The organism is Pseudomonas sp. BBP2017, assembly GCF_003024385.1.
GTDB lineage: Bacteria > Pseudomonadota > Gammaproteobacteria > Pseudomonadales > Pseudomonadaceae > Aquipseudomonas.
The window spans coordinates 1-22,080 of the sequence record NZ_PVZN01000030.1 but is presented as its reverse complement, the minus strand read 5'-3'; the positions used below and the strand labels follow the sequence as shown (position 1 = coordinate 22,080).

The window sequence follows — 22,080 nt, the reverse complement described above, 5'->3', positions numbered from 1 at the left end:
ACGGGGGGCGGGCGGGGAAAACTACAAGGGGAGCCGAAGCTCCCCAAGAAGTAGTTGTGTGCTCTTATTATTTTTTGCCGGGCTTCTTGTTTTTGTTGAGTGCCCTATCCACAAAACGCAAAGCTTGTGGACGATCTCCCTAACCGGGATTCAAGAGCAAACGGATTGCTTTGGTCGCTGAGGTTGCAATGATCATGCGATCCAACCAGTTCAGGCCCTGCTTGAGTGCAGTTTTTGTTGTTCTCTGCCTGGTTGTGGGGCAAGCCCCAAATACAACTCCTCTCCAAAAGAATCAGTTAGCTGCGCCTCCGCCGTCTTGTTCTTATTGTGCGTGAGCCGATTCGTCTTATTTTTATTGTCTTTTGCAGTGCTTGTTATTGTTCTTGTACCAAACATATAGCAGGTGCCGTGCCAACTTTTGAAAACCCCAGTAAAACAAGGGCTTGGAGCGATTTTGTGGCCTTGGTGGGGCGAAAAAAAACCGGGGCTTCGTTACCGTAAGCCCCGGTTATTGTTACGAGATTGTGGCGAGGTAACAGTTTTTTCACATTTCGCTGTGTTACCGCTTTTCACCTTGGTGACAGCTGAAAGGGATCAGCTGTCGCTGGTGGCGCCGCTCTTGCGCCGCGGGATGCCAAGGCGCTGGCGACGTTCCCACAGGCACTTGCGACTGACCCCGAGTTTGCGTGCAAGCTCGGTCTCGGTCATGTGGTCCTGATGTTCGAGGACGAAGTGCTGGAAGTAGTCTTCCAGGGACAGGTCTTCGGTTGGTTCGTGGCTGGTGTTGCTGGCTGTGCTGCCATTGCCGGACAGGTTGGTGAACGGTTCGTCGTCTTCCAGGTCGCTCAGCTCGATATCGATGCCCAGCAGGTCGGCAGAAATTTCCGGGCTTTCACAGAGAATCACCGCACGCTCAACGGCGTTTTCCAGCTCACGGACGTTACCCGGCCAGGAGTAATGACGGATGGCCTGCTCGGCATCGTGGCCGAAGCACAGGTCGTTACGGCCGGCGCGAGCACTTTGGCGGGCGAGGAAGGCATTGGCGATCTCGTTGACGTCAGCGCCACGCTCGCGCAGGGCAGGCAGCTTGAGGGCGATAACATGCAGGCGGTAATAAAGGTCTTCGCGGAACTGGCCGACCTTGGCCAGATTCTTCAGGTCGCGGTGGGTGGCAGCGATCAGGCGCACATCGACTTTTTGCGACTGCACCGAACCGACCCGGCGGATTTCGCCTTCCTGAAGCACCCGCAGCAGGCGAGCTTGTGCTTCCAGCGGCAGCTCACCGATCTCGTCAAGGAACAGCGTCCCACCGTCGGCGGCTTCGACCAGGCCGGCGCGACCGGCGCTGGCGCCGGTGAAGGCGCCTTTTTCATGGCCGAACAGTTCCGACTCGATCAGGGTTTCCGGAATGGCCGCACAGTTCACCGAAATCATCGGTGCCTTGGCGCGGCGCGAGAGGTTGTGCAGGGCGCGGGCAACCAGCTCTTTACCGGTCCCCGACTCGCCCTGGATCAGTACATTCGAGTCAGTCGGGGCGACCTTGCGGATCTTGCCGTACAGGTCTTGCATCGGCGGGCAGGAGCCGATGATGCCGATCTCGCCATTGGCGGCATTGCTGCTGCCTTTGTCGGCCATGCCGGTCTTGCCGTTACCGCGTGCTTCGGCGGGAGCGGCTGGCGCGCTCTGGCGGTCACGCAGGATGCGCGCCACGGCCTGGAGCATTTCGTCATGATCGAAAGGCTTGGCGATGTAATCCACCGCGCCCATTTTCATCGAGTCGACGGCAGAGCGAAGGCTGGCGTAGCTGGTCATGATCAGCACCGGCGTGCCCTGGCCGAGTTTGATCAGTTCGGTACCCGGGGCGCCAGGCAGGCGCAGGTCACTGACAATCAGGTCGAAGGTGGCAATGCTGAAGCGCTCCTGGGCTTCCTGCACCGAGCCGGCTTCGCTGACCTGGTACTGGTTGCGCTCCAGCAATCGACGCAGCGCCGAGCGGATGATGGTTTCGTCTTCGACGATCAGAATATGCGGCATTGATTCAATTCTCTCGACGGTCTCAGTTCACAGCGGACGTCGCTACGACATGACGCGGCAGGGTGACTCGGATCCGGGTGCCGCGCTGGCTCTGGGTATCGGCCGGGCTGTCGATGGTGATTTGTCCATAATGCTCTTCCACGATGGAATAGACCAGAGCAAGCCCCAGTCCGGTACCTTCGCCCGGGTCCTTGGTAGTGAAGAAGGGTTCGAACAGACGATCCATGATGTTTTTCGGAATACCGCTGCCTTCGTCCTCGACGATCAGGTCAACGGTATGTTCGCTCGCTTCGCTCTTGACCCGCACGGCACTGCCGGGTGGCGAGGCATCGCGGGCGTTGGACAGCAAGTTGATCAGGACCTGGGCCAAGCGTTGCGGGTCGCCATCGACCCAGTGCTCGGGGTCGCACAGGTTGAAGAACTGTACTTCGAAATTGCGCCGGTTCAGGGCCAGTAGACCGATGGCGTCCTGCGCCACTTCGGCCAGGCACACCGGCTCGTCGCTGTGCTGATGGCTACCGGCGTGGGCAAAGCTCATCAGTGACTGGACGATGCGTGAAATGCGCTTGGTCTGCTCGAGAATCTGGCTGCTCAGTTCGGTGATCTCGCCATCTTCCTCGCGTTCTTCGCGCAGGTTCTGCGCCAGGCAAGCGATGCCGGTGACCGGGTTGCCGATCTCGTGGGCCACCCCGGCCGCCAGGCGACCGATACTGGCCAGGCGTTCGGAGTGCACCAGCTTGTCTTCCAGAGCCTGGGTCTCGGTGAGGTCTTCGACCAGCACCACCAGGCCACTGTTGCCCGGCGCCAGGGGCTCGTCAATGGCGGCCTTGTGCAGGTTCAGCCAGCGGGTCTGGCCGTCCAGGCCCAGGCGCTGCTTGTGCAGGTGTTCATCGGGGATGTTGGTGAAACCCAGCAGCAGGCCACGCCAAGGTTCGCTGATGGTGGTCAGGCGTGAGCCGACCACGCGCTTGGCGGGAATGCCGGTGAGTTCTTCCATGGCCTTGTTCCACATCAGGATTTCCTGATCCTTGGCCAGCGAGCAGACGCCCATGGGCAGCTCCTGCAGGGTCTGGCGGTGGTAGCGACGCAGGGCGTCGAGTTCGGCGGCAAGACCGGTCAGGCGCGAGTGGTAGTCCTCAAGCCGACTTTCGATGAAGTGAATGTCTTCGGTGACGTAGTTTTCGTTACCCGACTTGTATGGGAGGAAGGTCTCAACCATATCCTGGGCCACGCTCGGCCCCATCAGCCCCGACAGGTTGGCTTCGATACGGTCGCGCAGGCGGCGCAAGGCGTAGGGACGGCGTTCGTCGAAAGGCAGGTAGAGATCACGCAGGGCCTGTTCGACTTCCTTCTGTGCGGCCTTTGCACCCAGCGGCTTGGCCAGCTGCGTGGCGAACTCCTGAGGCGAGGCAGCATGTAGCTCGCGGCGTTGCGGGCGACGCACGTTATCCACCGCACAGGCTTCGGCGGCGCTGACCTCTTCACTGCTGGCGTTGGTGAACAGCGAAATCAGGGTGAACAACAACACGTTTGCTGCCAGCGAGGCAATGGCCGCCATGTGCCAACTGGTGTCGTCGAGCACATAGATCATGTTCAGCAACGGGATGTAGAAGCCCTGCAGATTGCCCACCAGTGGCAGCAACATGGTCACCATCCACACCAGGATCCCGGCCAGCAAACCGGCGATGAAGCCGCGACGGTTGGCGGTCGGCCAATATAGTACCGAGAGTACGCCCGGCAGAAACTGCAGGGTGGCGACAAAGGCGACGATGCCGAGGTTGGCCAGGTCTTGCTGGCTGCCAAGGGTCAGGTAGAACCCGAAGCCGGCGGCGATGATTGCGACGATCAGCGCCCGACGGGTCCATTTCAGCCAACGATAGATGTTGCCTTCGGCCGGTGGCTGGTACAGCGGCAGCACCAGGTGGTTCAGGGCCATGCCCGAGAGGGCCAGGGTGGTCACGATGATCAAACCGCTGGAGGCGGAGAGTCCACCAATATAAGCAAGTAGCGCCAGCGCCTGGTTGTTGGCGGCGATGCCCAGGCCCAGAGTGAAGTATTCCGGGCTGGTGCTGGCGCCCATCTTCAAACCTGCCCAGAGGATCAGCGGCACCGCCAGGCTCATCAGCAGCAGGAACAACGGCAGGCCCCAGCTGGCACTGACCAGTGAGCGCGGGTTGAGGTTCTCGGTGAAGGCCATGTGGTACATGTGCGGCATGACGATGGCCGAGGCGAAGAACACCAGCAGCAGGGTACGCCATGGGCCTTCCTGCAACGGAGTGTGCAGCGCGGCCAGGGCCGTCTGGTTCTGCAACAGCCAGACTTCCAGTTGGTGCGGCCCGCCGAATACCCCGTACAACGCGTACAGGCCAATGCCCCCCAGGGCCAGCAGCTTGATCACTGACTCAAAGGCAATCGCGAACACCAGGCCTTCGTGTTTCTCCCGGGTGGCGATATGGCGGGAGCCGAAAAAGATGGTGAATAAGGTAATCAAGGCGCAGAAGGCCATGGCCACCCGGGCCTTGACCGGCTCGCCGGTGAGGATGCTGATCGAGTCGGCTACCGCCTGGATCTGCAGGGCCAGCAACGGCAGCACACCGATCAGCATGAACACCGTGGTCAGCGCCCCGGCCCACGTGCTGCGAAAGCGGAAGGCGATCAGGTCGGCCAGCGACGACAGCTGATAGGTGCGGGTGATCTTCAGAATCGGGTAAAGCAGCACCGGCGCCAAGAGGAAGGCGCCGGAAACGCCCAGGTAACAGGCGAGAAAGCCGTAACCATATTGGTAGGCCAAGCCGACCGAACCGTAAAAGGCCCAGGCACTGGCATAGACACCCAATGACAAGGTGTAGGTCAGGGGGTGGCGGATGATCGCGCGCGGGATCATCCCGCGCTCGCTGACCCAGGCCACGCCGAACAGCACCAGCAAGTAGGCGGCACTGATCAGGATCATCTGGGTCAGGCTAAAGCTCATCGGCATCACGTTGGCTCTGCAGGATAAAGGTCACGACGATCAGGATCAGCCAGAGCAGGTAAGGGCGATACCAGGCACCGGTTGGCTCGATCCACCAGTCCATGATGGCCGGGGAGAACAGATAGATCCCCACGACCAGAAGCAGGACCAAACGATAGATATACATGCTGGCCTCAAAGGTTAGGGCGCTGCGGCTTGAACTTATTATTGGCGCAAATGGCTGCGGCGATGGTAACGGATGGGCTGACGGCTGCAAACGACCTTGCGCGTTTTAGCCAAAGATTTGAATTTATTGGGCTTTCTGTCTGTCGGCAAGGGTCAGTGCAGTTGTGCTTCGGCTAGCGTCCGATTGCGCGGGATCGCGCTGCTCGACCAGTGCCGGGCAGCATGGGCCAATACTTCGGTGGGCCGGGCCTGTTCCATCGCCGCGTCGGTGGCTTGGCCCAGAGCACGCAGGGCCCGCAGCAGCAGCGGCGTGGCTTGCTCAGCGGGTAACGGCGCGGAGCGGTAGCTCTTGCCCAGCTTATGGCCATCAGGCTGGGTAATCAGCGGTACATGTAGATAACGCGGTTGCGACAGCCCCAGCAGTTCCTGCAGATAAAGCTGGCGCGGGGTGTTATCCAGCAGATCGGCGCCGCGTACGATGTCGGTCACCCCTTGCCAGGCATCGTCCAGTACCACCGCCAGTTGATAGGCATAGAGCCCGTCGCGACGACGGATGACGAAATCACCCACCTCACGGCCCAGGTGTTGTTCGAAAGGGCCCTGAACGCGGTCTTCGAAACGGTAGGTCAGTTCCGGTACGCGCAGGCGGATGGCGGCGTCCTGTTGGGCATGGCCAGCATTGCGGCACAGGCCGGGGTAAATGCCGTTGTAACCCTCCAGTTGCTTGCGCGAACAGGTACAGGCATAAGCCAGGCCCTGGCGGAACAGACGCTCGACTACCTCGGCGTAGGCCTCATGGCGTTGACTCTGGTAGACCACCTCGCCATCCCACTCCAGGCCGTAGCTTTCCAGGGTGTGCAGGATTGCCGCCTGAGCACCGGGGGCTTCGCGGGGAGGGTCGATATCTTCCATGCGCAGCAGCCACTGGCCGCCAACCGCGCGGGCATCAAGCCAGGAGGCGAGCGCAGCGACCAACGAACCGAAGTGCAGGAATCCGCTGGGGGTGGGGGCGAAACGCCCGATGTAGCGAGGGTTGTTCATACTCATCAATGCAGGTACTGGGCAATCGTCACAGCCATAAATGAAACGGGGCGCCTTGAGCGCCCCGTTCTGGTCAGATCAGGCTTTGCCGACCTGTTTTTCCTTGATTTCCGCCAGTGTCTTGCAGTCGTAGCAGAGGTCTGCAGTCGGACGGGCCTCCAGGCGACGAATACCGATTTCCACGCCGCAGCTTTCGCACCAGCCGTATTCTTCGTCTTCGATCAACTGCAAAGTCTTGTCGATTTTCTTGATCAGCTTGCGTTCGCGGTCGCGATTACGCAGCTCAAGGGCGAACTCTTCTTCCTGGCTGGCGCGATCGGCCGGGTCAGGGAAGTTGGCTGCCTCGTCTTTCATGTGGTCCACAGTCTGGTCCACGCCCTGCATCAGCTCCAGTTTCCATTTCTGCAGAAGATTGGTGAAGTGCTTGCGCATGGGGGCACCCATGTACTCCTCACCCTTGGTTTCTTTATAGGGTTCGAAGCCGCGAACGAGTTGACTGCTTTGTTGCTTTTCTTGGGTGGACATGAATAGACCGCCTCTCACTCTTCTAATCCATTGCGCAGGCTGCTCCATCTCCGGCGCCCGCCGGCCCTGCGACTGCGAGCCGCCGAACTTACCAGAACGAATCGGGGCGCGCTACTCCCGGTTGTCTTCGCTGTTGACAGCAGGTTTAGCCACACGTTCGCTTCAGCACACAGGTAGAATCATTATTCTAGACCTATTTGAGAGAAGGTTAATGGCCCAGTCCTACAGTGCGCGCAGCCGCGCCATAGAACCCTTCCATGTCATGGCCCTGCTGGCCCGCGCCAACGAGCTGCAAGCCAGTGGCCGTGATGTGATTCACCTGGAAATTGGCGAGCCGGACTTCACTACCGCGGCCCCGATCGTCGAGGCCGGCCAAGCTGCCCTGGCCGCCGGCCATACCCGCTACACCGCCGCACGAGGTCTGCCGGCGCTGCGTGAGGCGATTGCTGGCTTTTATCAGCAGCGCTATGGCCTGAGCATCGACCCTGAACGCATCCTCATCACGCCGGGCGGCTCCGGCGCCTTGCTGCTGGCCAGCAGTTTGCTGGTGGATCCGGGCAAACACTGGCTGCTGGCGGATCCCGGCTACCCGTGCAACCGGCACTTTTTGCGTTTGGTCGAAGGCGGCGCGCAGCTGGTACCGGTGGGTCCTGAGGTTAACTATCAACTGACCGCTGACCTGGTCGAACGCTATTGGGATCAGGACACCGTCGGCGCACTGGTGGCGTCCCCGGCCAACCCGACTGGCACCGTGCTTGACCGTAGCGAGTTGGCCAGCCTGTCTGCGGCGACCCGTGCTCACAATGGTCATCTGGTCGTCGATGAGATCTACCACGGGCTGACCTACGGCATGGATGCAGCCAGCGTTCTGGAAGTCGATGACCATGCCTTCGTCCTGAACAGTTTTTCCAAATATTTCGGGATGACCGGTTGGCGCCTTGGCTGGCTGGTGGCACCACCGGCAGCGGTCCGTGACCTGGAAAAGCTGGCACAGAATCTTTACATCAGCGCCCCGAGCATGGCTCAACATGCCGCCCTGGCTTGTTTCCAGCCACAGACGCTGGCGATTCTCGAAGAGCGTCGTGCCGAATTCGCCCATCGCCGCGACTTCCTGTTGCCAGCTCTGCGTGAACTGGGCTTCAAGATTGCCGTGGAACCGCAGGGTGCCTTTTATCTGTACGCCGATATCAGCGCCTTTGGCGGTGATGCCTTTGCCTTCTGTCAGCATTTCCTCGAAACCGAACATGTCGCCTTCACGCCGGGCCTGGACTTCGGTCGCTACCAGGCCGGACACCATGTGCGCTTTGCCTACACCCAGAGCCTGCCACGCCTGCAGCAAGCGGTGGAGCGGATTGCCCGTGGTCTGCGGAGCTGGCAAGGCTGATGCGTTTTTCTCCAGCACTGGAAACTGCGCGACTGCTGCGTCGCTACAAGCGCTTTCTGGCCGATATCGAACTGGCCAGTGGCGAGCAGATCACCATCCATTGCCCCAATACCGGCTCAATGCTCAATTGCATGGTTGAAGGTGGTCGGGTCTGGTTCAGTCGCTCCAATGACCCCAAACGCAAGTTGCCTGGCACCTGGGAAATCAGTGAGACGCCGCAAGGGCGTCTGGCCTGTGTGAATACCGGGCGGGCCAATGCGCTGGTCGAGGAAGCCCTGCACGCCGGAATCATCCGCGAACTGGCAGGGTTTACCGGGCTCAGGCGCGAAGTGGCCTATGGCGAGGAGCGCAGCCGGGTGGACTTTCGTCTGGAGTTTGCCGATGGGCCGGCTTATGTCGAGGTCAAAAGCGTGACCCTGGGTTTCGAGGGCTCAGCCGTTGCGGCTTTCCCTGATGCGGTCACCCAGCGTGGCGCCAAGCACCTGCGCGAACTGGCGGCGCTGGCCCGCCAAGGTGTGCGGGCGGTGCAACTGTACTGCGTAAATCTCAGCGCTATCGAGGCCGTGCGGCCAGCCGAGGAAATCGATGCGGTCTACGCGCAAGCGTTGCGCGCCGCGGTGGCCGATGGTGTCGAGGTGCTGGCCTATGGTACGCGCGTCGATGGCGAGCAGGTCTACATCGACCGGGCTTTGCCGGTACTGCTTACGCCATGAGCCAGATACCCTGGCTGTCTTCAAGGCAGTCCAGGGCGGCCAAGTGCTCCCCGGCGCAGGGGCCTGCCACGCATTCACCGGACTCGATCAGAAACAAGGCTCCATGCCGGCCGCAGGCGATCAGGCTGGCGCTGCTGTCGAGAAACTGATCGGGCTCCCAGTTCAGTGGAATGCCGCGGTGCGGGCAGCGGTTGCGGTACAGGTAGACTCGCCCCGCGCGGCGCACGGCAAACACAGCAGTGTCGTCAACGCTGAAACCACGGCTGTGGCCTTCGCCTAATTGGTCGGATAAGCAGAGAAAATGCATAGCGGGGGGGTACCTGGAGTCACTGATGGTTTGACGCTATCAAACGATACCAACTCCGGGCAAAAAAAAGACCCGGCAAAGAGCCGGGTCAATAACCGTGATTAGCCTGATGAGGAGATAATCTGAGAGTCCGAACCAGGGGCTTTCAGGTTACCCAACCGGTCTCGCGACCAGTTGCGATAATCATAACGATTCTCATTACGGTGTCAACCGTCGCTACTCGATATTCTCAATTTTTTTTCTGAACGGCTTTTGCATCGAGCTGTTGGTTCAGGGCTTCCTTGCGTTCGGCGGGAATGTCATTCCAGTGCACGTCGAGCAAGGCGCCTTCAATCGCGTAGAGCAGTACCTTCGAGGCCCGGAAGCCACGGGTGCGCACCGCCTTGTAGGCGTTTACCGCACCCAGCCGGCGCAGATCCGAAGCACTGTGGATGCCAACCGCATGCAGCCACTGCGCGGAAGTCTTGCCAAGGTTTTTCAGATGCTGGAGTTCATCGTTCATCAAGCCTCCTTGCGACGGCTGAACGGGTCTTGTGGAGGAATCGCTGGCAGGTCAATGAGCAGTGTAGCGGCACTTGGGAAATACGCGGCGTTTTGCCATCGGGCTGCCGACAAGTAGCCGAAAGAAACCCGCCAGGCCACGGCTGGCGGGGCTTAAGCGGAAAATCAGCGGGTGCGATAGCGCAATCTAGTGCCGAAATTGACCGACATGAGAATTTCGTCGGCGCTCAGTTCACTGGGGAAGTAGGTGCCGGAAATCTGTGCATGGGCCAGGCTTGCACCTTCGAGCCCGTTGTGGCGCAGGTCCAGCCCGCGCAGATCAGCGGCGCGGAGGTAGGCATCGGTGAAGTCGATACCGCTGGTGTCCAGTTCTCGCAGGTCGAGGCCGCGAAAGTCACCGCCACGAAAGTCGATGCTGGTGTCCTTGGGTTTTTCGCGGTTGAAGCTGGCGATCTGTTCGTGATGCACCAGCGCATACAGCGCGCTGTCCAGTTGCCGTGGCTGATTCATGAAGGCGCCTCCTTGTTTGTGCGTATGATGGCACTATAGTGTCATCATTGCGGAGGCGCCGGAGATCAGGCGTGAAGTGTCGACTGCTTCACGTCCTGAGGAATATCAGAGCCCGGGAAGGCGCTGACGGATCTGCTTGACCAGCAGGTCGAGACTGCCACTTTCGTTGGTTTCGACGCGCTTGCTTTGCAACTGTTCTTCAGCGCTGAGTGGCTCACGGCTGGCTTGCTGAGCCTTGACCACATCCAGGGTGGCATCCGACGGATCGTTCTGATCGGTCTGACGTTGCGCCAGCCAACTGGCGATCACCGCGTCCGGCGCGTTGCAGTCCAGGATCAGGAAGGGAACCCCGGTGTCGCCGGCAATGCTGGCTGCGACTAGGCGCTGAGCCTGCTTGAGATAGGTGGCGTCGATGACCACGGGGAAGCCTGCGCGCAGAATGACTGTGGCCAGGTCGTGGAGGCGGGCATAGGTGGCCTGGCTGGCGTCGCTGTTATAGATGCCTTGTTCCAGCTGGCCGGCATTGGCTGACTGCTGCTCACCGAACATGCGCTTGCGCTCCACGTCCGAGCGCAGACGGATCGCACCCAGGGCATCGACCAGACGCATCGCCACATGGCTCTTGCCGACTGCGGAGACACCGTGGGTGATAGCCAGGAAGCGCGAAGGGATGGCGCTGTAGCTTTCGGCCAGGTTGGCATAGTTGCGGTAGGTGCGCAGGGTGGTGGCACGCTGCACGGCATCGGCATTGGCCGGCATGCTGAACAGGGCGACCTTGGCCCGCACCAGGGCGCGGTAAGCCTTGTAGAAGTTCAGCAGTTCCAGGCCTGCATAGTCGCCGGTCAGCTCCAGGTACTGGCTGATGAAGCGCCGCGACAGCGACTTCAGACCACGATCTTCCAGGTCCATGGCCAGGAACGCGGCGTCGGCGTAGACGTCGGTCAGGCGGAAGGGCTCATTGAATTCGATGCAGTCGAAGATGACTACCTTGCCGTCGATCAGGGTGGCGTTGCCCAGGTGGATGTCACCGTGGCATTCGCGAATGAAACCCTCTGCCTTGCGTTGCTCAAGCAGGCCATGCAGGCGCTTGTAGCTGTCCTGGGCCCAGGCCTGCAGGGCGTCGAGTTGCTGCAGGTCGGCTTTGTCGCTGAGGAACGGGCGAATCTGCTCGAAGTTCTGCTCTACCGGCGCCATGACGCTGTCCGGGGTACCCAGCGGATGCTCCACCGAGACCTTGGGTGCCTGCAGGTGGAACTCGGCGATTTGCCGGGCCATCTGGTCGATGTGCTCGGCGGTCAGTTCACCGTTGGCTTGCAGGGTGCTGAGCATCTGGTTCTGCGGGAACTGGCGCATTTTCAGCGCGTACTCGATCGCTTCGCCTTCGCCGCCCAGTTGCGGCGCTTCGGCGCTACCGGTGATCGGCAGTACGTCCAGGTACAGGCCTTCGGTCAGGCGCTGGTTCAGGCGCAACTCTTCGTTACAAAAGTGCTTGCGTGCGGACAGTTCGGTGAAATCGAGGAAGCCGAAATTCATCGGCTTCTTGATCTTGTAGGCATAGTCGCCAGTCAGCAGTACCCAGGAGATATGGGTCTCGATGAGCTGAAACTCCTTCACCGGGTGAGGGAACAGGGCGGGGTTCTGCAGCGCGGTGATCAAGGCTTGGCTCACGGGCGATCCTTCTGGGTCTTGGTGATTTCGAGTGGGCCATTATGGCGGCAAGCGCGGCTGGTGCAAACCGCCGGAGGGCGCCTGTCGAGGATCAATAAAGTGCGTATAATCCGCCGCCATGACTCGTACCCGATCCCCCCGTACCCCGAAAAAACGCCCGTCTGGCCGCTCGCGCGCCTGGCTGGGCTGGGCCATCAAGCTCAGCCTGGTTGGCCTTGTGGTGCTGGCCGGCTTTGCCATTTACCTCGATGCTGTGGTCCAGGAGAAGTTCTCCGGCAAGCGCTGGACCATCCCGGCCAAGGTGTATGCCCGGCCGCTGGAACTGTTCGTCGGGCAGAAACTGAGCAAAAACGACTTTCTCATCGAACTCGATGCCCTGGGCTATCGCCGTGAAAGCGTTGCCAATGGCCCGGGTGCCGCCGCCGTCAGTGGCAATACCGTCGACCTCAATACCCGTGGTTTCCAGTTCTATGAAGGCATGGAGCAGGCGCAAGCGGTGCGCGTGCGCTTCTCCGGCGACTATGTGGCGGGCTTGAGTGGTATCAACGGTTCCAAGCTCGACGTGGTTCGGCTGGAGCCGCTGATGATCGGCGGCCTGTACCCTAAGAACCTGGAAGACCGCATTCTGATCAATCTTGATCAGGTGCCGCCGTACCTGCTGGAAACCCTGGTGGCCGTGGAAGACCGCGACTTCTACAGTCACTTTGGCGTATCGCCGAAGTCGATTGCCCGTGCGGTCTGGGTCAACACTTCGTCAGGCGCCATGCGTCAGGGCGGTAGTACCCTGACCCAGCAATTGGTCAAAAACTTCTACCTGACCAGCGAGCGTAGCCTGAGCCGTAAGCTGACCGAGGCTATGATGGCCTTGCTGCTGGAATTGCACTACGACAAACGCGAGATCCTTGAAGCCTACCTCAACGAGGTGTTCGTCGGTCAGGATGGTCAGCGAGCTGTGCACGGTTTTGGCCTGGCCAGTCAGTTTTTCTTCAGCCAGCCGCTGTCGGAATTGAAGTTGCATCAGGTGGCGCTGCTGGTGGGCATGGTCAAGGGGCCGTCCTACTACAATCCGCGGCGTTACCCGGAGCGCGCCACCGTGCGACGTAATCTGGTACTGGACCTGTTGGCCGAGCAGGGCGTGGCCACGCCAGAAGCGGTTGCCGCAGCGAAGAAAATGCCGCTGGGCGTGACCAAGCGTGGCAGTCTGGCTGACAGCTCGTTTCCCGGCTTCCTTGATCTGGTCAAGCGTCAATTGCGCCAGGACTATCGTGACGAGGACTTGACCGAAGAAGGCCTGCGCATCTTTACCAGCTTTGACCCGATCCTGCAGATGAAGTCCGAATCGGCCATGTCCGAGACCTTCAAACGCCTGGCCGGACGCAAAGGCGCCGATGAGGTCGAGGCGGCGATGGTGGTGACCAATCCTGAAACCGGTGAGGTGCAGGCGTTGATCGGCAGCCGTCAGGCGGGCTTTGCCGGTTTCAACCGGGCGATTGATGCCGTACGGCCGATCGGCTCGCTGGTCAAACCGGCGGTCTACCTGACCGCTCTGGAAAAGCCGAGCCAATACACCCTGACCAGTTGGGTGCAGGATGAACCGTTTTCGGTCAAAGGTGGCGATGGCCAGGTATGGCGGCCGCAGAACTATGACCGCCGCTCGCATGGCACCATCTACCTGTACCAGGGGCTGGCCAACTCCTACAATCTGTCGACGGCCAAGCTCGGCCTGGAGCTGGGCGTGCCGAATGTACTCAAAACCATTGGGCGCCTGGGTGTGAATGTCGATTGGCCGGCCTTCCCGTCGATGCTGCTGGGTGCTGGCGGTATGTCGCCGATGCAGGTTGCGACCATGTACCAGACCCTGGCCAACGGTGGTTTCAACACGCCAATGCGCGGCATCCGCAGTGTACTGACCGCAGAGGGTGAACCGCTCAAGCGCTATCCGTTCCAGATCCAGCAGAGCTTCGATCCGGGGGCAATCTATCTGGTCCAGAATGCCATGCAGCGGGTGATGCGCGAAGGCACCGGGCGTTCGGTCTACAGTGTATTGCCAAGCTCGTTGAACCTGGCGGGCAAGACCGGTACCAGTAACGATTCGCGTGACAGCTGGTTCGCAGGTTTCAGCCAGGATCTGCTGGCGGTGGTCTGGCTCGGCCGTGACGACAATGGCAAGACGCCGTTCACCGGTGCCACCGGTGCCCTGCAGGTCTGGACCAGTTTCATGCGCAAGGCCGACCCGTTGCCGCTGGACATGCCGTTGCCTGACAACGTGGTCCAGGCCTGGATTGACCCACACTCCGGGCGAGGCTCCGACAGCAGTTGCCCGGGCGCGGTACAGATGCCGTATATTCGCGGCAGTGAGCCGCCTGCCGGCGCCGCCTGCGGCGGCACGCAGGATCCCGCCGAGTCCGTCATGGACTGGGTCAAGGGCTGGATGAACTAAGCAAAGAGGGTGTGAAGTGAACAAGTGGTGGTTTCCTGCCTTGACGGCACTGGCTTTGCTCAACGGTTGTGCCAACGTTCAGCGTGGCTCGATTCCCGTAGTCGACTCGAGCACGCGCGTGTCCAATAGCGAACGGGTCACGGCCAGCCGTGGTGCCCAGGTCAACGCCGGTACTCGTCAGGCCCAGGCCGTGCCGCAGAACTCCGGCGTCACCGTGATGGTTCCGCAGGGCGCGGGCGCGGCACCGATCCAGACATTCCCGGCTTCGACGGCACCTGCGCCGATCAGTACCGGTCCGATCACGCCGGGGCCAGGCAGTTCGGTGCCGTTCGATAGCGGTTCGGCCAATGCCGGCAGCTACAACATGCCCAGCACTAGCGCCCCGAGCGCGCCTAGCGGCATCCCGCGCAGTGGCGCGGTCAGTGGTGGCCTGTCGGCTGACGAACAGCTCGACGGCCCGGTGCTGGCGCTGCTGACCACCGCCCAGCAACAGCAGGGCAGCGGTGATTACAACGGTGCCTCGTCGAGCCTGGAACGTGCCCAGCGAATCGCCCCGCGTGAGCCGCAGGTGCTTTACCGCCTGGCCCAGGTGCGCCTGGCTCAGGGCGATGCGGCGCAATCGGAACAGCTTGCCCGTCGTGCTCTGACCTATGCCAACGGCCGCCCCGACCTGCAAGCGGGTCTGTGGGGCATCATTGCCCAGGCGCGTGAGAAGCAGGGTGACTCGGCCGGTGCCGCGCTGGCGCGGCAGAAAGCCCAGGTCAACCTGTAATGGACCCGCGCATTCTGGATATTGCCGACCACTTGTTACTGATCGAGCACGAGCTGCACGCCCAGGGGTGGTGGAGTGACACCGCGCCCAGTGCCCAGGCACTGGCCAGCACTGTGCCTTTTGCTGTCGACAGCATGAACTTCGATCAGTGGCTGCAGTGGATTTTCCTGCCGAGAATGAAAGAGATTCTCGAAAAGGGCCTGGCGCTGCCAAATGCCTCCGGGATTCTGGTCATGGCTGAAACGGTTTATGCCGATCGCCCAGAGCAAAGCCGCGAGCTACGCAGGCTTCTAGCAGAGTTTGACCAATTGATCAGTCCATCCGCCTGAATTTCCCTCTTTTCACCCTTGGAGCCACAGTTTGTGGCTCTTTTTGTTTGTAATGTTTGTTTTTCTGCTGATGTCGATGGCATTAGTGGTGGCTGTAGTTCGTCCTTGCGTTAAATTGGCAATAATTTTTCTTGACTTGCGCGCGCCGAAAAAGAAGAATCCAGATTCCGCTGTAGAGGGACTGCCAGAAGCAGACCCGCTAAGCAGATCATGAGGCGCACACCCGCGCCGACCTGTTACACCCCGCAACGCGTTACCTCGCGCTGGGTGGGAAAACCCCGCAACACTTTGGGGTGCTCCCAATACTTGCTCAGTCAGTGCTGACGTAGTCGGCGATTCCGTCGCTCATGCTCTGCTTGGCAGTAAACCTATTAAGACCCGTCCACCGTGGGCGGTATTCTGGCGTTTTAGAGGTGAACAACGTGGAGCTTTTATCTGGCGCTGAGATGGTCGTCCGCTTTTTGCGTGACGAAGGCGTTAAGCACATCTATGGGTACCCTGGTGGTGCTCTCCTGCATGTTTACGATGCCCTGTTCAAAGAACCGGAAGTAAGCCACATCCTGGTTCGTCACGAGCAGGCGGCTACCCATATGGCGGACGGTTACGCCCGTGCCACCGGCAAGGCCGGCGTGGTACTGGTAACCTCAGGTCCGGGCGCAACCAATGCCATTACCGGTATTGCCACTGCGTACATGGACTCCATTCCGATGGTTATCCTTTCCGGCCAGGTGCCTAGCACCATGGTCGGTACTGATGCCTTCCAGGAAACCGACATGATCGGTATTTCCCGGCCGATCGTGAAACACAGCTTCATGATCAAACATGCATCGGAAATCCCGGAAGTCCTGAAAAAAGCCTTCTACCTGGCGCAGTCTGGTCGTCCGGGGCCGGTGGTGGTCGACATCCCGAAAGACATGACCAACCCGGCGGAAAAATTCGAATACGTCTACCCGAAAAAGGTCAAGCTGCGCTCTTACAGCCCGGCTGTCCGCGGTCACTCGGGGCAGATCCGCAAAGCAGCTGAAATGCTCCTGGCTGCCAAGCGTCCAGTGGTCTACGCCGGTGGCGGCGTGATCCTCGGTGGTGGCTCGGCTGCCCTGACCGAGATTGCGCAGATGCTCAACCTGCCAGTCACCAATACCCTGATGGGGCTGGGTGGCTATCCGGGTACTGATCGCCAGTTCCTCGGTATGCTCGGTATGCACGGCAGCTACACTGCCAACCTGGCCATGCACCACGCCGATGTGATTTTCGCGGTCGGTGCGCGCTTTGACGACCGTGTGGTCAACGGCCCGGCCAAGTTCTGCCCGAACGCCAAGGTTATCCACATCGATATCGATCCGGCGTCGATCTCCAAGACCATCAAGGCCGACGTGCCGATTGTTGGTCCGGTCGAAAGCGTCCTGACCGAGATGGTTGCGACCCTGCGCGAAATCGGCGAGCAGCCGGAAAAAGCCGCGATGGATGCCTGGTGGAAGCAGATCGAAGAATGGCGCGGTGATCGTGACATGTTCCCTTATGACAAGGGCGACGGTAACGTCATCAAGCCACAGACCGTGATCGAGACCCTCTGCGAAGTGACCAAGGGCGATGCCTTCATCACTTCCGATGTTGGTCAGCACCAGATGTTCGCGGCGCAGTACTACCGCTTCAACAAACCCAACCGCTGGATCAACTCCGGTGGCCTGGGCACCATGGGCTTCGGCTTCCCGGCGGCCATGGGTGTCAAACTGAACTTCCCGGACCAGGACGTTGCCTGCGTAACCGGAGAAGGCAGTATCCAGATGAACATTCAGGAGCTGTCGACCTGCCTGCAGTACGACCTGCCGGTGAAAATCGTCAACCTGAACAACGGTGTATTGGGTATGGTCCGCCAGTGGCAGGACATGGCCTATAACAGCCGTCACTCGCACTCCTATATGGAATCGCTGCCTGACTTCGTCAAGCTGGCTGAAGCCTATGGTCACGTGGGCATTCGCATCACCAGCCTGAAGGACCTCAAGCCCAAGCTCGAAGAAGCGTTCGCCATGAAAGACCGCCTGGTGTTCATCGACATCCAGGTCGACAACAGCGAACACGTCTACCCGATGCAGATCAAAGACGGCTCTATGCGCGACATGTGGCTGAGCAAGACGGAGCGTACCTAATCATGCGGCACATTATTTCCCTGCTGTTGGAAAACGAACCCGGTGCCTTGTCTCGCGTGGTGGGTCTGTTCTCGCAGCGTAACTACAACATCGAAAGCCTGACCGTAGCGCCGACTGAAGACCCGACCCTGTCGCGTCTGACGTTGACCACGGTCGGTCATGATGAGGTGATCGAGCAGATCACCAAAAACCTGAACAAGCTGGTTGAAGTCGTCAAGCTGGTCGACCTCTCGGAAAGCGCGCACATCGAACGTGAACTGATGCTGGTCAAGATCAAGGCCACGGGCGCACAGCGTGCCGAGATCAAACGCACCACCGATATCTATCGTGGGCAGATCGTCGACGTCAGCAGCAGCGTCTACACCGTGCAGTTGACTGGCGCCAGCGACAAGCTTGACAGCTTCATTCAGGCCATCGGTACCGCGTCCATTCTCGAAACAGTGCGCAGTGGTGTCACCGGCATTGCCCGTGGCGACAAAGTGCTCAGCATCTAACTCAAAAAATTAGCGATGGCCCTATCGGGCCGAGATAACAGGGGTATGTTCATGAAAGTTTTCTACGACAAAGACTGCGACCTTTCGATCATCCAGGGCAAGAAAGTTGCCATCATCGGTTACGGCTCCCAGGGTCACGCTCAAGCGTGCAACCTGAAAGACTCCGGTGTGGATGTCACTGTCGGTCTGCGTAAAGGCTCGGCTACCGTTGCCAAGGCCGAAGCCCACGGCCTGAAAGTTGCCGACGTGGCGACTGCTGTTGCCGGTGCCGACCTGGTCATGATCCTGACCCCGGACGAGTTCCAATCCCAGCTGTACAAGAATGAAATCGAGCCGAACATCAAGAAGGGCGCTACCCTGGCCTTCTCCCACGGTTTCGCCATTCACTACAACCAGGTAGTGCCACGCGCTGACCTGGACGTGATCATGATCGCGCCAAAAGCGCCAGGTCACACCGTGCGTTCCGAGTTCGTCAAAGGCGGCGGTATTCCTGACCTGATCGCTATCTACCAGGACGCTTCGGGCAACGCCAAGAACGTCGCCCTGTCCTACGCTGCAGGCGTGGGTGGTGGTCGTACCGGCATCATCGAAACGACTTTCAAGGACGAGACCGAAACCGACCTGTTCGGCGAACAAGCCGTTCTGTGTGGCGGTACCGTCGAGCTGGTCAAAGCCGGTTTCGAAACCTTGGTTGAAGCGGGCTACGCCCCAGAAATGGCCTACTTCGAGTGCCTGCACGAACTGAAGCTGATCGTTGACCTCATGTACGAAGGCGGTATCGCCAACATGAACTACTCGATCTCCAACAACGCCGAGTACGGCGAGTACGTGACCGGCCCAGAAGTCATCAACGCCGAATCCCGTCAGGCCATGCGCAACGCTCTGAAACGCATCCAGGACGGCGAATACGCCAAGATGTTCATCAGCGAAGGTGCTACCGGCTACCCATCGATGACCGCCAAGCGTCGTAACAACGCTGCGCACGGTATCGAAGTCATCGGCGAGCAACTGCGCTCGATGATGCCGTGGATCGGTGCCAACAAAATCGTCGACAAGACCAAGAACTGATCTTGTTCTGATGCGATGAAAACGCGGCTTCGGCCGCGTTTTTTCGTTTAGGCGGTCAGCTTCTGGTATAAAGCTTCATCGTCTGTCGTCGAACCCTCGACGCAGACCTCTGTCGAAACTTTCCACACCGTTGCAAGGTAATGTCCATGAGCGAACGTCCCGAAGAGCCGAACAAGGCCTCTGACGCCGAAAGCCTGCTACCGATCGATGAGCATGTTGAAGAAGGGCATGACGCCGAAGGACGCAAGGTTCGGCATCGCGGCATCTATCTGCTGCCCAACCTGTTCACCACCGCGAACCTGTTCGCCGGTTTCTATTCCATCATCAACTCCATGAGTGCCCAGGCTGCCCTGAGCGCTGGCGATCCGCGCGAAGCGAGCAAGTATTTCGCGTTTGCCGCCATTGCCATTTTTGTCGCCATGGTTCTCGACGGCCTCGATGGCCGTGTTGCGCGTATGACCAACACCCAAAGCGCCTTTGGTGCCGAGTATGACTCGCTGTCGGACATGGTTGCCTTTGGTGTGGCGCCTGCACTGCTGGCGTTCGGCTGGGCCCTGGGTGACATGGGCAAGGTTGGCTGGATGGTCGCCTTCATCTATGTTGCTGGCGCGGCGTTGCGCCTGGCGCGCTTTAATACCCAGGTCGGCACGGCCGACAAACGCTATTTCATCGGTCTGGCCAGCCCGGCAGCGGCGGGCGTGGTGGCCGGTACCGTCTGGGCTTTCAGCGACTACGGCATCCAGGGTTCGAAGCTTTCGTTCCTGGTGGCGTTGCTGGTGGCGGCGGCGGGCATGCTGATGGTCAGCAACATCAAGTACAACAGCTTCAAGGAGCTGGATCTCAAAGGACGTGTGCCGTTCGTAGCGATCCTCGCCGTAGTGCTGGTGTTCGCGGTAGTCTTCAGTGACCCACCACGCATTCTGTTGCTGGTGTTCCTCGGCTATGCGGCCTCCGGTCCTGTGCAATACCTGTTGCGCATGCGTCGGCGTAAAAACGTCGAGTGATGTAATTTCGCTCGGGCTCCGTAGTCTACTGGTGCATCAGTCCTCCAGTTCTACGGAGCCATCATGCTCATCAAGCTGTCCAAAGCCTCCGATTGTCACGAGTCGGATGTCACTCCAGAATCCCTGTATGTCTCGCGCCGTGCCTTGCTCGGCGGTACCGCGGCTGCGCTGGCAGTTTCAGCATTGCCACGTTGGGCCAGTGCCGCTGAAATGTCGCGCTACGCGGATGTCGAGGCGGGCGCGGCGCCAGCCTGGTTCAGCGATAAGTTGGCGGCTACCCGCTGGCAGGCGGTCACTGCGCCGGGGGAGGCGGTTACGCCTTATAAAGACGCTACTCACTACAACAACTTCTATGAATTCGGCACCGACAAGGGCGATCCGGCGGCCAATGCCGGCAGTCTGAAGACCGAACCCTGGACGGTGGTAATTGACGGCGAGGTGGGTAAGCCTGGGCGCTATGCACTCGAAGACTTCATGCAGCCCTATCAGTTGGAAGAGCGTATCTATCGCCTGCGTTGTGTCGAGGCCTGGTCCATGGTCATTCCCTGGCTCGGTTTTCCACTGTCGACTCTGCTCAAGCAAGTGGAGCCAAGCTCGAAGGCGCGCTTCATTCGCTTTGAGACACTGCAAGACCCCAAAAGTATGCCGGGGCAGCGCTCCAGCTTCGCCCTGATCGACTGGCCGTATGTAGAAGGCTTGCGTCTGGACGAGGCGATGAACCCTTTGGCAATTCTGGCTGTTGGCATGTATGGGCGCGAGTTGCCCAATCAGAATGGTGCGCCGCTACGTTTGGTGGTGCCTTGGAAATACGGCTTCAAGAGCATCAAGTCGATTGTGCGCATCAGTCTGGTTGCCGATCAGCCGCGTACTACCTGGCAGGCTATCGCGCCCGAAGAATATGGCTTCTATGCCAACGTCAATCCTGAGGTTGATCATCCGCGCTGGACCCAGGCCCGGGAGCGACGCCTGCCTAGCGGGCTGTTCAGTCCCAATGTGCGTGCTACCCAGATGTTCAACGGCTACGCCGAGGAAGTGGCGGGGCTTTATAGCGGGCTTGATCTGCGGAAGAACTATTGATGCGCTATCCACTGTTTCGCCTCGGTATCTTTGTCCTGGCCAGTATCTGGCCGTTGTGGTGGCTGTATGAGGCGGCCATGAATGCGCTGGGGCCGGACCCTGGCAAGATCCTCGTCGACCGGCTGGGGTTGGGCGCGCTGATCTTTCTGCTGATCACACTGAGCATGACGCCGCTGCAACGTTTGACCGGTTGGGCGGGGTGGATCGTTTCGCGTCGGCAGCTAGGGCTGTGGTGCTTTGCATATATAGTGCTGCACATGACGTCCTATATGGTCTTCGTTCTGGGGTTGGACTGGGGGCAGTTGGGCGTGGAGTTGAGCAAGCGGCCCTACATCATTGTGGGGGCGTTGGGCTTTTTGGGATTGCTGGCTTTGGCCGCAACTTCCAATCGCTACAGTCAGCGACGTCTGGGGGCGCGTTGGAAGAAGCTGCATAAGTTGGTCTATGTGATTCTTGTATTAGGTTTGCTGCACTTTCTTTGGATCGTGCGGGCTGACCTTAAGGAGTGGGCTGTTTATGCAGGTATTGGCGCATTTCTGCTGGCGTTGCGTATCCCGCTGTTCGCCAAGCGAATTCCGCGCCTTGCGAGTCGAAAAGCAGCTTCTGCAACCAAAGCGTAAATAAGTCCTTGACGCCCGGTTTAATCGCTCTATAATTCGCCCCACTTCCGGCGTAGTCGGAACGGAAAACTCCTTGAAATTCAACGAGTTAGATGTTCCAGATAGTGTCGGAAGGGCTTCGATCGAAAGATCGGCAGCGGTGAAAAAGGTGGTTGACAGCGGATTGAAACGCTGTAGAATTCTCCTCCCGCTGACGAGAGATCGCAGCGAGTTAAGCGCTTGAAGTTGAAAGAGAAATTCTGAAAGACTTCAAAATAAACGCTTGACAGGCCCTGAGGAAAGCGTAGAATGCGCGCCTCGGTTGAAGCGA

Annotated in this window: 20 protein-coding genes and 1 pseudogene; 11 read left to right on the top strand and 10 right to left on the bottom strand. The window is 59.8% G+C overall.

The window, feature by feature from the left end:
• Positions 1–594: 594 nt before the first annotated feature.
• From C6382_RS23300 to dksA, 5 genes are all read right to left on the bottom strand, one after another.
• Positions 595–2,034: a sigma-54 dependent transcriptional regulator gene (locus C6382_RS23300; protein ID WP_107026656.1), complete on the bottom strand. Its 1,440-nt coding sequence runs from the start codon at positions 2,032–2,034 to the stop codon at positions 595–597.
• A gap of 22 nt (positions 2,035–2,056) precedes the next feature.
• The gene (locus tag C6382_RS23295; RefSeq protein WP_178082829.1) at positions 2,057–5,011 is read right to left on the bottom strand and encodes a sensor histidine kinase; all 2,955 of its coding nucleotides are present in this window, start codon (positions 5,009–5,011) and stop codon (positions 2,057–2,059) included.
• Positions 4,995–5,171, bottom strand: coding sequence for a hypothetical protein (locus C6382_RS23290; RefSeq protein ID WP_003250005.1), 177 nt, complete (start codon positions 5,169–5,171; stop codon positions 4,995–4,997). Before C6382_RS23290 ends, C6382_RS23295 begins: the two co-directional genes overlap by 17 nt.
• Positions 5,172–5,323: 152 nt before the next feature.
• Positions 5,324–6,211 (bottom strand): tRNA glutamyl-Q(34) synthetase GluQRS, encoded by an 888-nt coding sequence (gene gluQRS / locus C6382_RS23285; protein WP_107026655.1) that lies wholly within the window; start codon positions 6,209–6,211, stop codon positions 5,324–5,326.
• A 78-nt stretch (positions 6,212–6,289) separates the two neighbouring features.
• The gene (gene dksA, locus C6382_RS23280) at positions 6,290–6,736 is read right to left on the bottom strand and encodes an RNA polymerase-binding protein DksA (RefSeq protein WP_107026654.1); all 447 of its coding nucleotides are present in this window, start codon (positions 6,734–6,736) and stop codon (positions 6,290–6,292) included.
• A 211-nt stretch (positions 6,737–6,947) separates the two neighbouring features.
• Here dksA and C6382_RS23275 point away from each other — a divergent pair, with 211 nt between their 5' ends.
• Together C6382_RS23275 and sfsA are read left to right on the top strand one after the other, a co-directional pair.
• Positions 6,948–8,120 carry a pyridoxal phosphate-dependent aminotransferase gene (locus tag C6382_RS23275; RefSeq protein WP_107026653.1) on the top strand — a complete coding sequence of 391 codons (1,173 nt, stop codon included), beginning with the start codon at positions 6,948–6,950 and terminating at the stop codon, positions 8,118–8,120.
• Positions 8,120–8,833, top strand: coding sequence for a DNA/RNA nuclease SfsA (gene sfsA / locus C6382_RS23270; protein ID WP_107026652.1), 714 nt, complete (start codon positions 8,120–8,122; stop codon positions 8,831–8,833). The genes C6382_RS23275 and sfsA overlap by 1 nt, the downstream gene beginning before the upstream one ends.
• Here the strand turns inward: sfsA and C6382_RS23265 are convergent.
• The 4 genes from C6382_RS23265 to C6382_RS23250 form a co-directional block, all read right to left on the bottom strand.
• On the bottom strand, positions 8,823–9,140 hold the full coding sequence (locus C6382_RS23265) for a Rieske (2Fe-2S) protein (protein WP_107026651.1): 318 nt from the start codon (positions 9,138–9,140) through the stop codon (positions 8,823–8,825). The genes sfsA and C6382_RS23265 overlap by 11 nt on opposite strands.
• A 229-nt stretch (positions 9,141–9,369) precedes the next feature.
• On the bottom strand, positions 9,370–9,642 hold the full coding sequence (locus tag C6382_RS23260) for a TfoX/Sxy family protein (protein WP_107026650.1): 273 nt from the start codon (positions 9,640–9,642) through the stop codon (positions 9,370–9,372).
• 164 nt (positions 9,643–9,806) lie between these two features.
• A complete protein-coding gene (locus tag C6382_RS23255) occupies positions 9,807–10,151 on the bottom strand; it encodes a pentapeptide repeat-containing protein (protein WP_107026649.1) in 345 nt (114 codons plus the stop codon).
• A gap of 105 nt (positions 10,152–10,256) precedes the next feature.
• Complete coding sequence (locus tag C6382_RS23250; RefSeq protein WP_107026648.1) at positions 10,257–11,819, bottom strand: bifunctional aminoglycoside phosphotransferase/ATP-binding protein; 1,563 nt, start codon at positions 11,817–11,819, stop codon at positions 10,257–10,259.
• 118 nt (positions 11,820–11,937) lie between these two features.
• On the opposite strand from C6382_RS23250, the gene mrcB reads away from it, so the two are divergent.
• From mrcB to msrQ, 9 genes are all read left to right on the top strand, one after another.
• Positions 11,938–14,259 carry a penicillin-binding protein 1B gene (gene mrcB, locus C6382_RS23245; protein WP_107026647.1) on the top strand — a complete coding sequence of 774 codons (2,322 nt, stop codon included), beginning with the start codon at positions 11,938–11,940 and terminating at the stop codon, positions 14,257–14,259.
• 16 nt (positions 14,260–14,275) lie between these two features.
• Positions 14,276–15,031, top strand: a complete 756-nt coding sequence (locus C6382_RS23240; RefSeq protein WP_107026646.1) for a M48 family metallopeptidase — start codon at positions 14,276–14,278, stop codon at positions 15,029–15,031.
• Positions 15,031–15,360 (top strand): YqcC family protein, encoded by a 330-nt coding sequence (locus C6382_RS23235; protein ID WP_107026645.1) that lies wholly within the window; start codon positions 15,031–15,033, stop codon positions 15,358–15,360. Before C6382_RS23240 ends, C6382_RS23235 begins: the two co-directional genes overlap by 1 nt.
• A 422-nt stretch (positions 15,361–15,782) precedes the next feature.
• Positions 15,783–17,507 carry an acetolactate synthase 3 large subunit gene (locus C6382_RS23230; RefSeq protein WP_038616232.1) on the top strand — a complete coding sequence of 575 codons (1,725 nt, stop codon included), beginning with the start codon at positions 15,783–15,785 and terminating at the stop codon, positions 17,505–17,507.
• 2 nt (positions 17,508–17,509) lie between these two features.
• Positions 17,510–18,001 (top strand): acetolactate synthase small subunit, encoded by a 492-nt coding sequence (gene ilvN / locus C6382_RS23225; RefSeq protein ID WP_010223016.1) that lies wholly within the window; start codon positions 17,510–17,512, stop codon positions 17,999–18,001.
• A 51-nt stretch (positions 18,002–18,052) separates the two neighbouring features.
• Positions 18,053–19,069, top strand: a complete 1,017-nt coding sequence (gene ilvC, locus C6382_RS23220; protein WP_107026644.1) for a ketol-acid reductoisomerase — start codon at positions 18,053–18,055, stop codon at positions 19,067–19,069.
• 146 nt (positions 19,070–19,215) lie between these two features.
• Positions 19,216–20,073, top strand: a complete 858-nt coding sequence (pssA, locus tag C6382_RS23215) for a CDP-diacylglycerol--serine O-phosphatidyltransferase (protein WP_038606846.1) — start codon at positions 19,216–19,218, stop codon at positions 20,071–20,073.
• Positions 20,074–20,136: 63 nt separating this feature from the next.
• Positions 20,137–21,150 carry a protein-methionine-sulfoxide reductase catalytic subunit MsrP gene (msrP, locus tag C6382_RS23210; RefSeq protein WP_107026643.1) on the top strand — a complete coding sequence of 338 codons (1,014 nt, stop codon included), beginning with the start codon at positions 20,137–20,139 and terminating at the stop codon, positions 21,148–21,150.
• The gene (gene msrQ, locus C6382_RS23205) at positions 21,150–21,770 is read left to right on the top strand and encodes a protein-methionine-sulfoxide reductase heme-binding subunit MsrQ (protein WP_107026642.1); all 621 of its coding nucleotides are present in this window, start codon (positions 21,150–21,152) and stop codon (positions 21,768–21,770) included. The genes msrP and msrQ overlap by 1 nt, the downstream gene beginning before the upstream one ends.
• 80 nt (positions 21,771–21,850) lie before the next feature.
• Here msrQ and C6382_RS24210 read toward each other — a convergent pair.
• Positions 21,851–22,080, bottom strand: a pseudogene (locus tag C6382_RS24210) (hypothetical protein); the annotation flags it as partial.

Coding starts and splice junctions, on each gene's coding strand:
- C6382_RS23300 (WP_107026656.1), bottom strand. CDS start 2,034: ATGCCGCATATTCTGATCGTCGAAGACGAAACCATCATCCGCTCGGCG.
- C6382_RS23295 (WP_178082829.1), bottom strand. CDS start 5,011: ATGCCGATGAGCTTTAGCCTGACCCAGATGATCCTGATCAGTGCCGCC.
- C6382_RS23290 (WP_003250005.1), bottom strand. CDS start 5,171: ATGTATATCTATCGTTTGGTCCTGCTTCTGGTCGTGGGGATCTATCTG.
- gluQRS (WP_107026655.1), bottom strand. CDS start 6,211: ATGAACAACCCTCGCTACATCGGGCGTTTCGCCCCCACCCCCAGCGGA.
- dksA (WP_107026654.1), bottom strand. CDS start 6,736: ATGTCCACCCAAGAAAAGCAACAAAGCAGTCAACTCGTTCGCGGCTTC.
- C6382_RS23275 (WP_107026653.1), top strand. CDS start 6,948: ATGGCCCAGTCCTACAGTGCGCGCAGCCGCGCCATAGAACCCTTCCAT.
- sfsA (WP_107026652.1), top strand. CDS start 8,120: ATGCGTTTTTCTCCAGCACTGGAAACTGCGCGACTGCTGCGTCGCTAC.
- C6382_RS23265 (WP_107026651.1), bottom strand. CDS start 9,140: ATGCATTTTCTCTGCTTATCCGACCAATTAGGCGAAGGCCACAGCCGT.
- C6382_RS23260 (WP_107026650.1), bottom strand. CDS start 9,642: ATGAACGATGAACTCCAGCATCTGAAAAACCTTGGCAAGACTTCCGCG.
- C6382_RS23255 (WP_107026649.1), bottom strand. CDS start 10,151: ATGAATCAGCCACGGCAACTGGACAGCGCGCTGTATGCGCTGGTGCAT.
- mrcB (WP_107026647.1), top strand. CDS start 11,938: ATGACTCGTACCCGATCCCCCCGTACCCCGAAAAAACGCCCGTCTGGC.
- C6382_RS23235 (WP_107026645.1), top strand. CDS start 15,031: ATGGACCCGCGCATTCTGGATATTGCCGACCACTTGTTACTGATCGAG.
- ilvN (WP_010223016.1), top strand. CDS start 17,510: ATGCGGCACATTATTTCCCTGCTGTTGGAAAACGAACCCGGTGCCTTG.
- ilvC (WP_107026644.1), top strand. CDS start 18,053: ATGAAAGTTTTCTACGACAAAGACTGCGACCTTTCGATCATCCAGGGC.
- pssA (WP_038606846.1), top strand. CDS start 19,216: ATGAGCGAACGTCCCGAAGAGCCGAACAAGGCCTCTGACGCCGAAAGC.
- msrP (WP_107026643.1), top strand. CDS start 20,137: ATGCTCATCAAGCTGTCCAAAGCCTCCGATTGTCACGAGTCGGATGTC.
- msrQ (WP_107026642.1), top strand. CDS start 21,150: ATGCGCTATCCACTGTTTCGCCTCGGTATCTTTGTCCTGGCCAGTATC.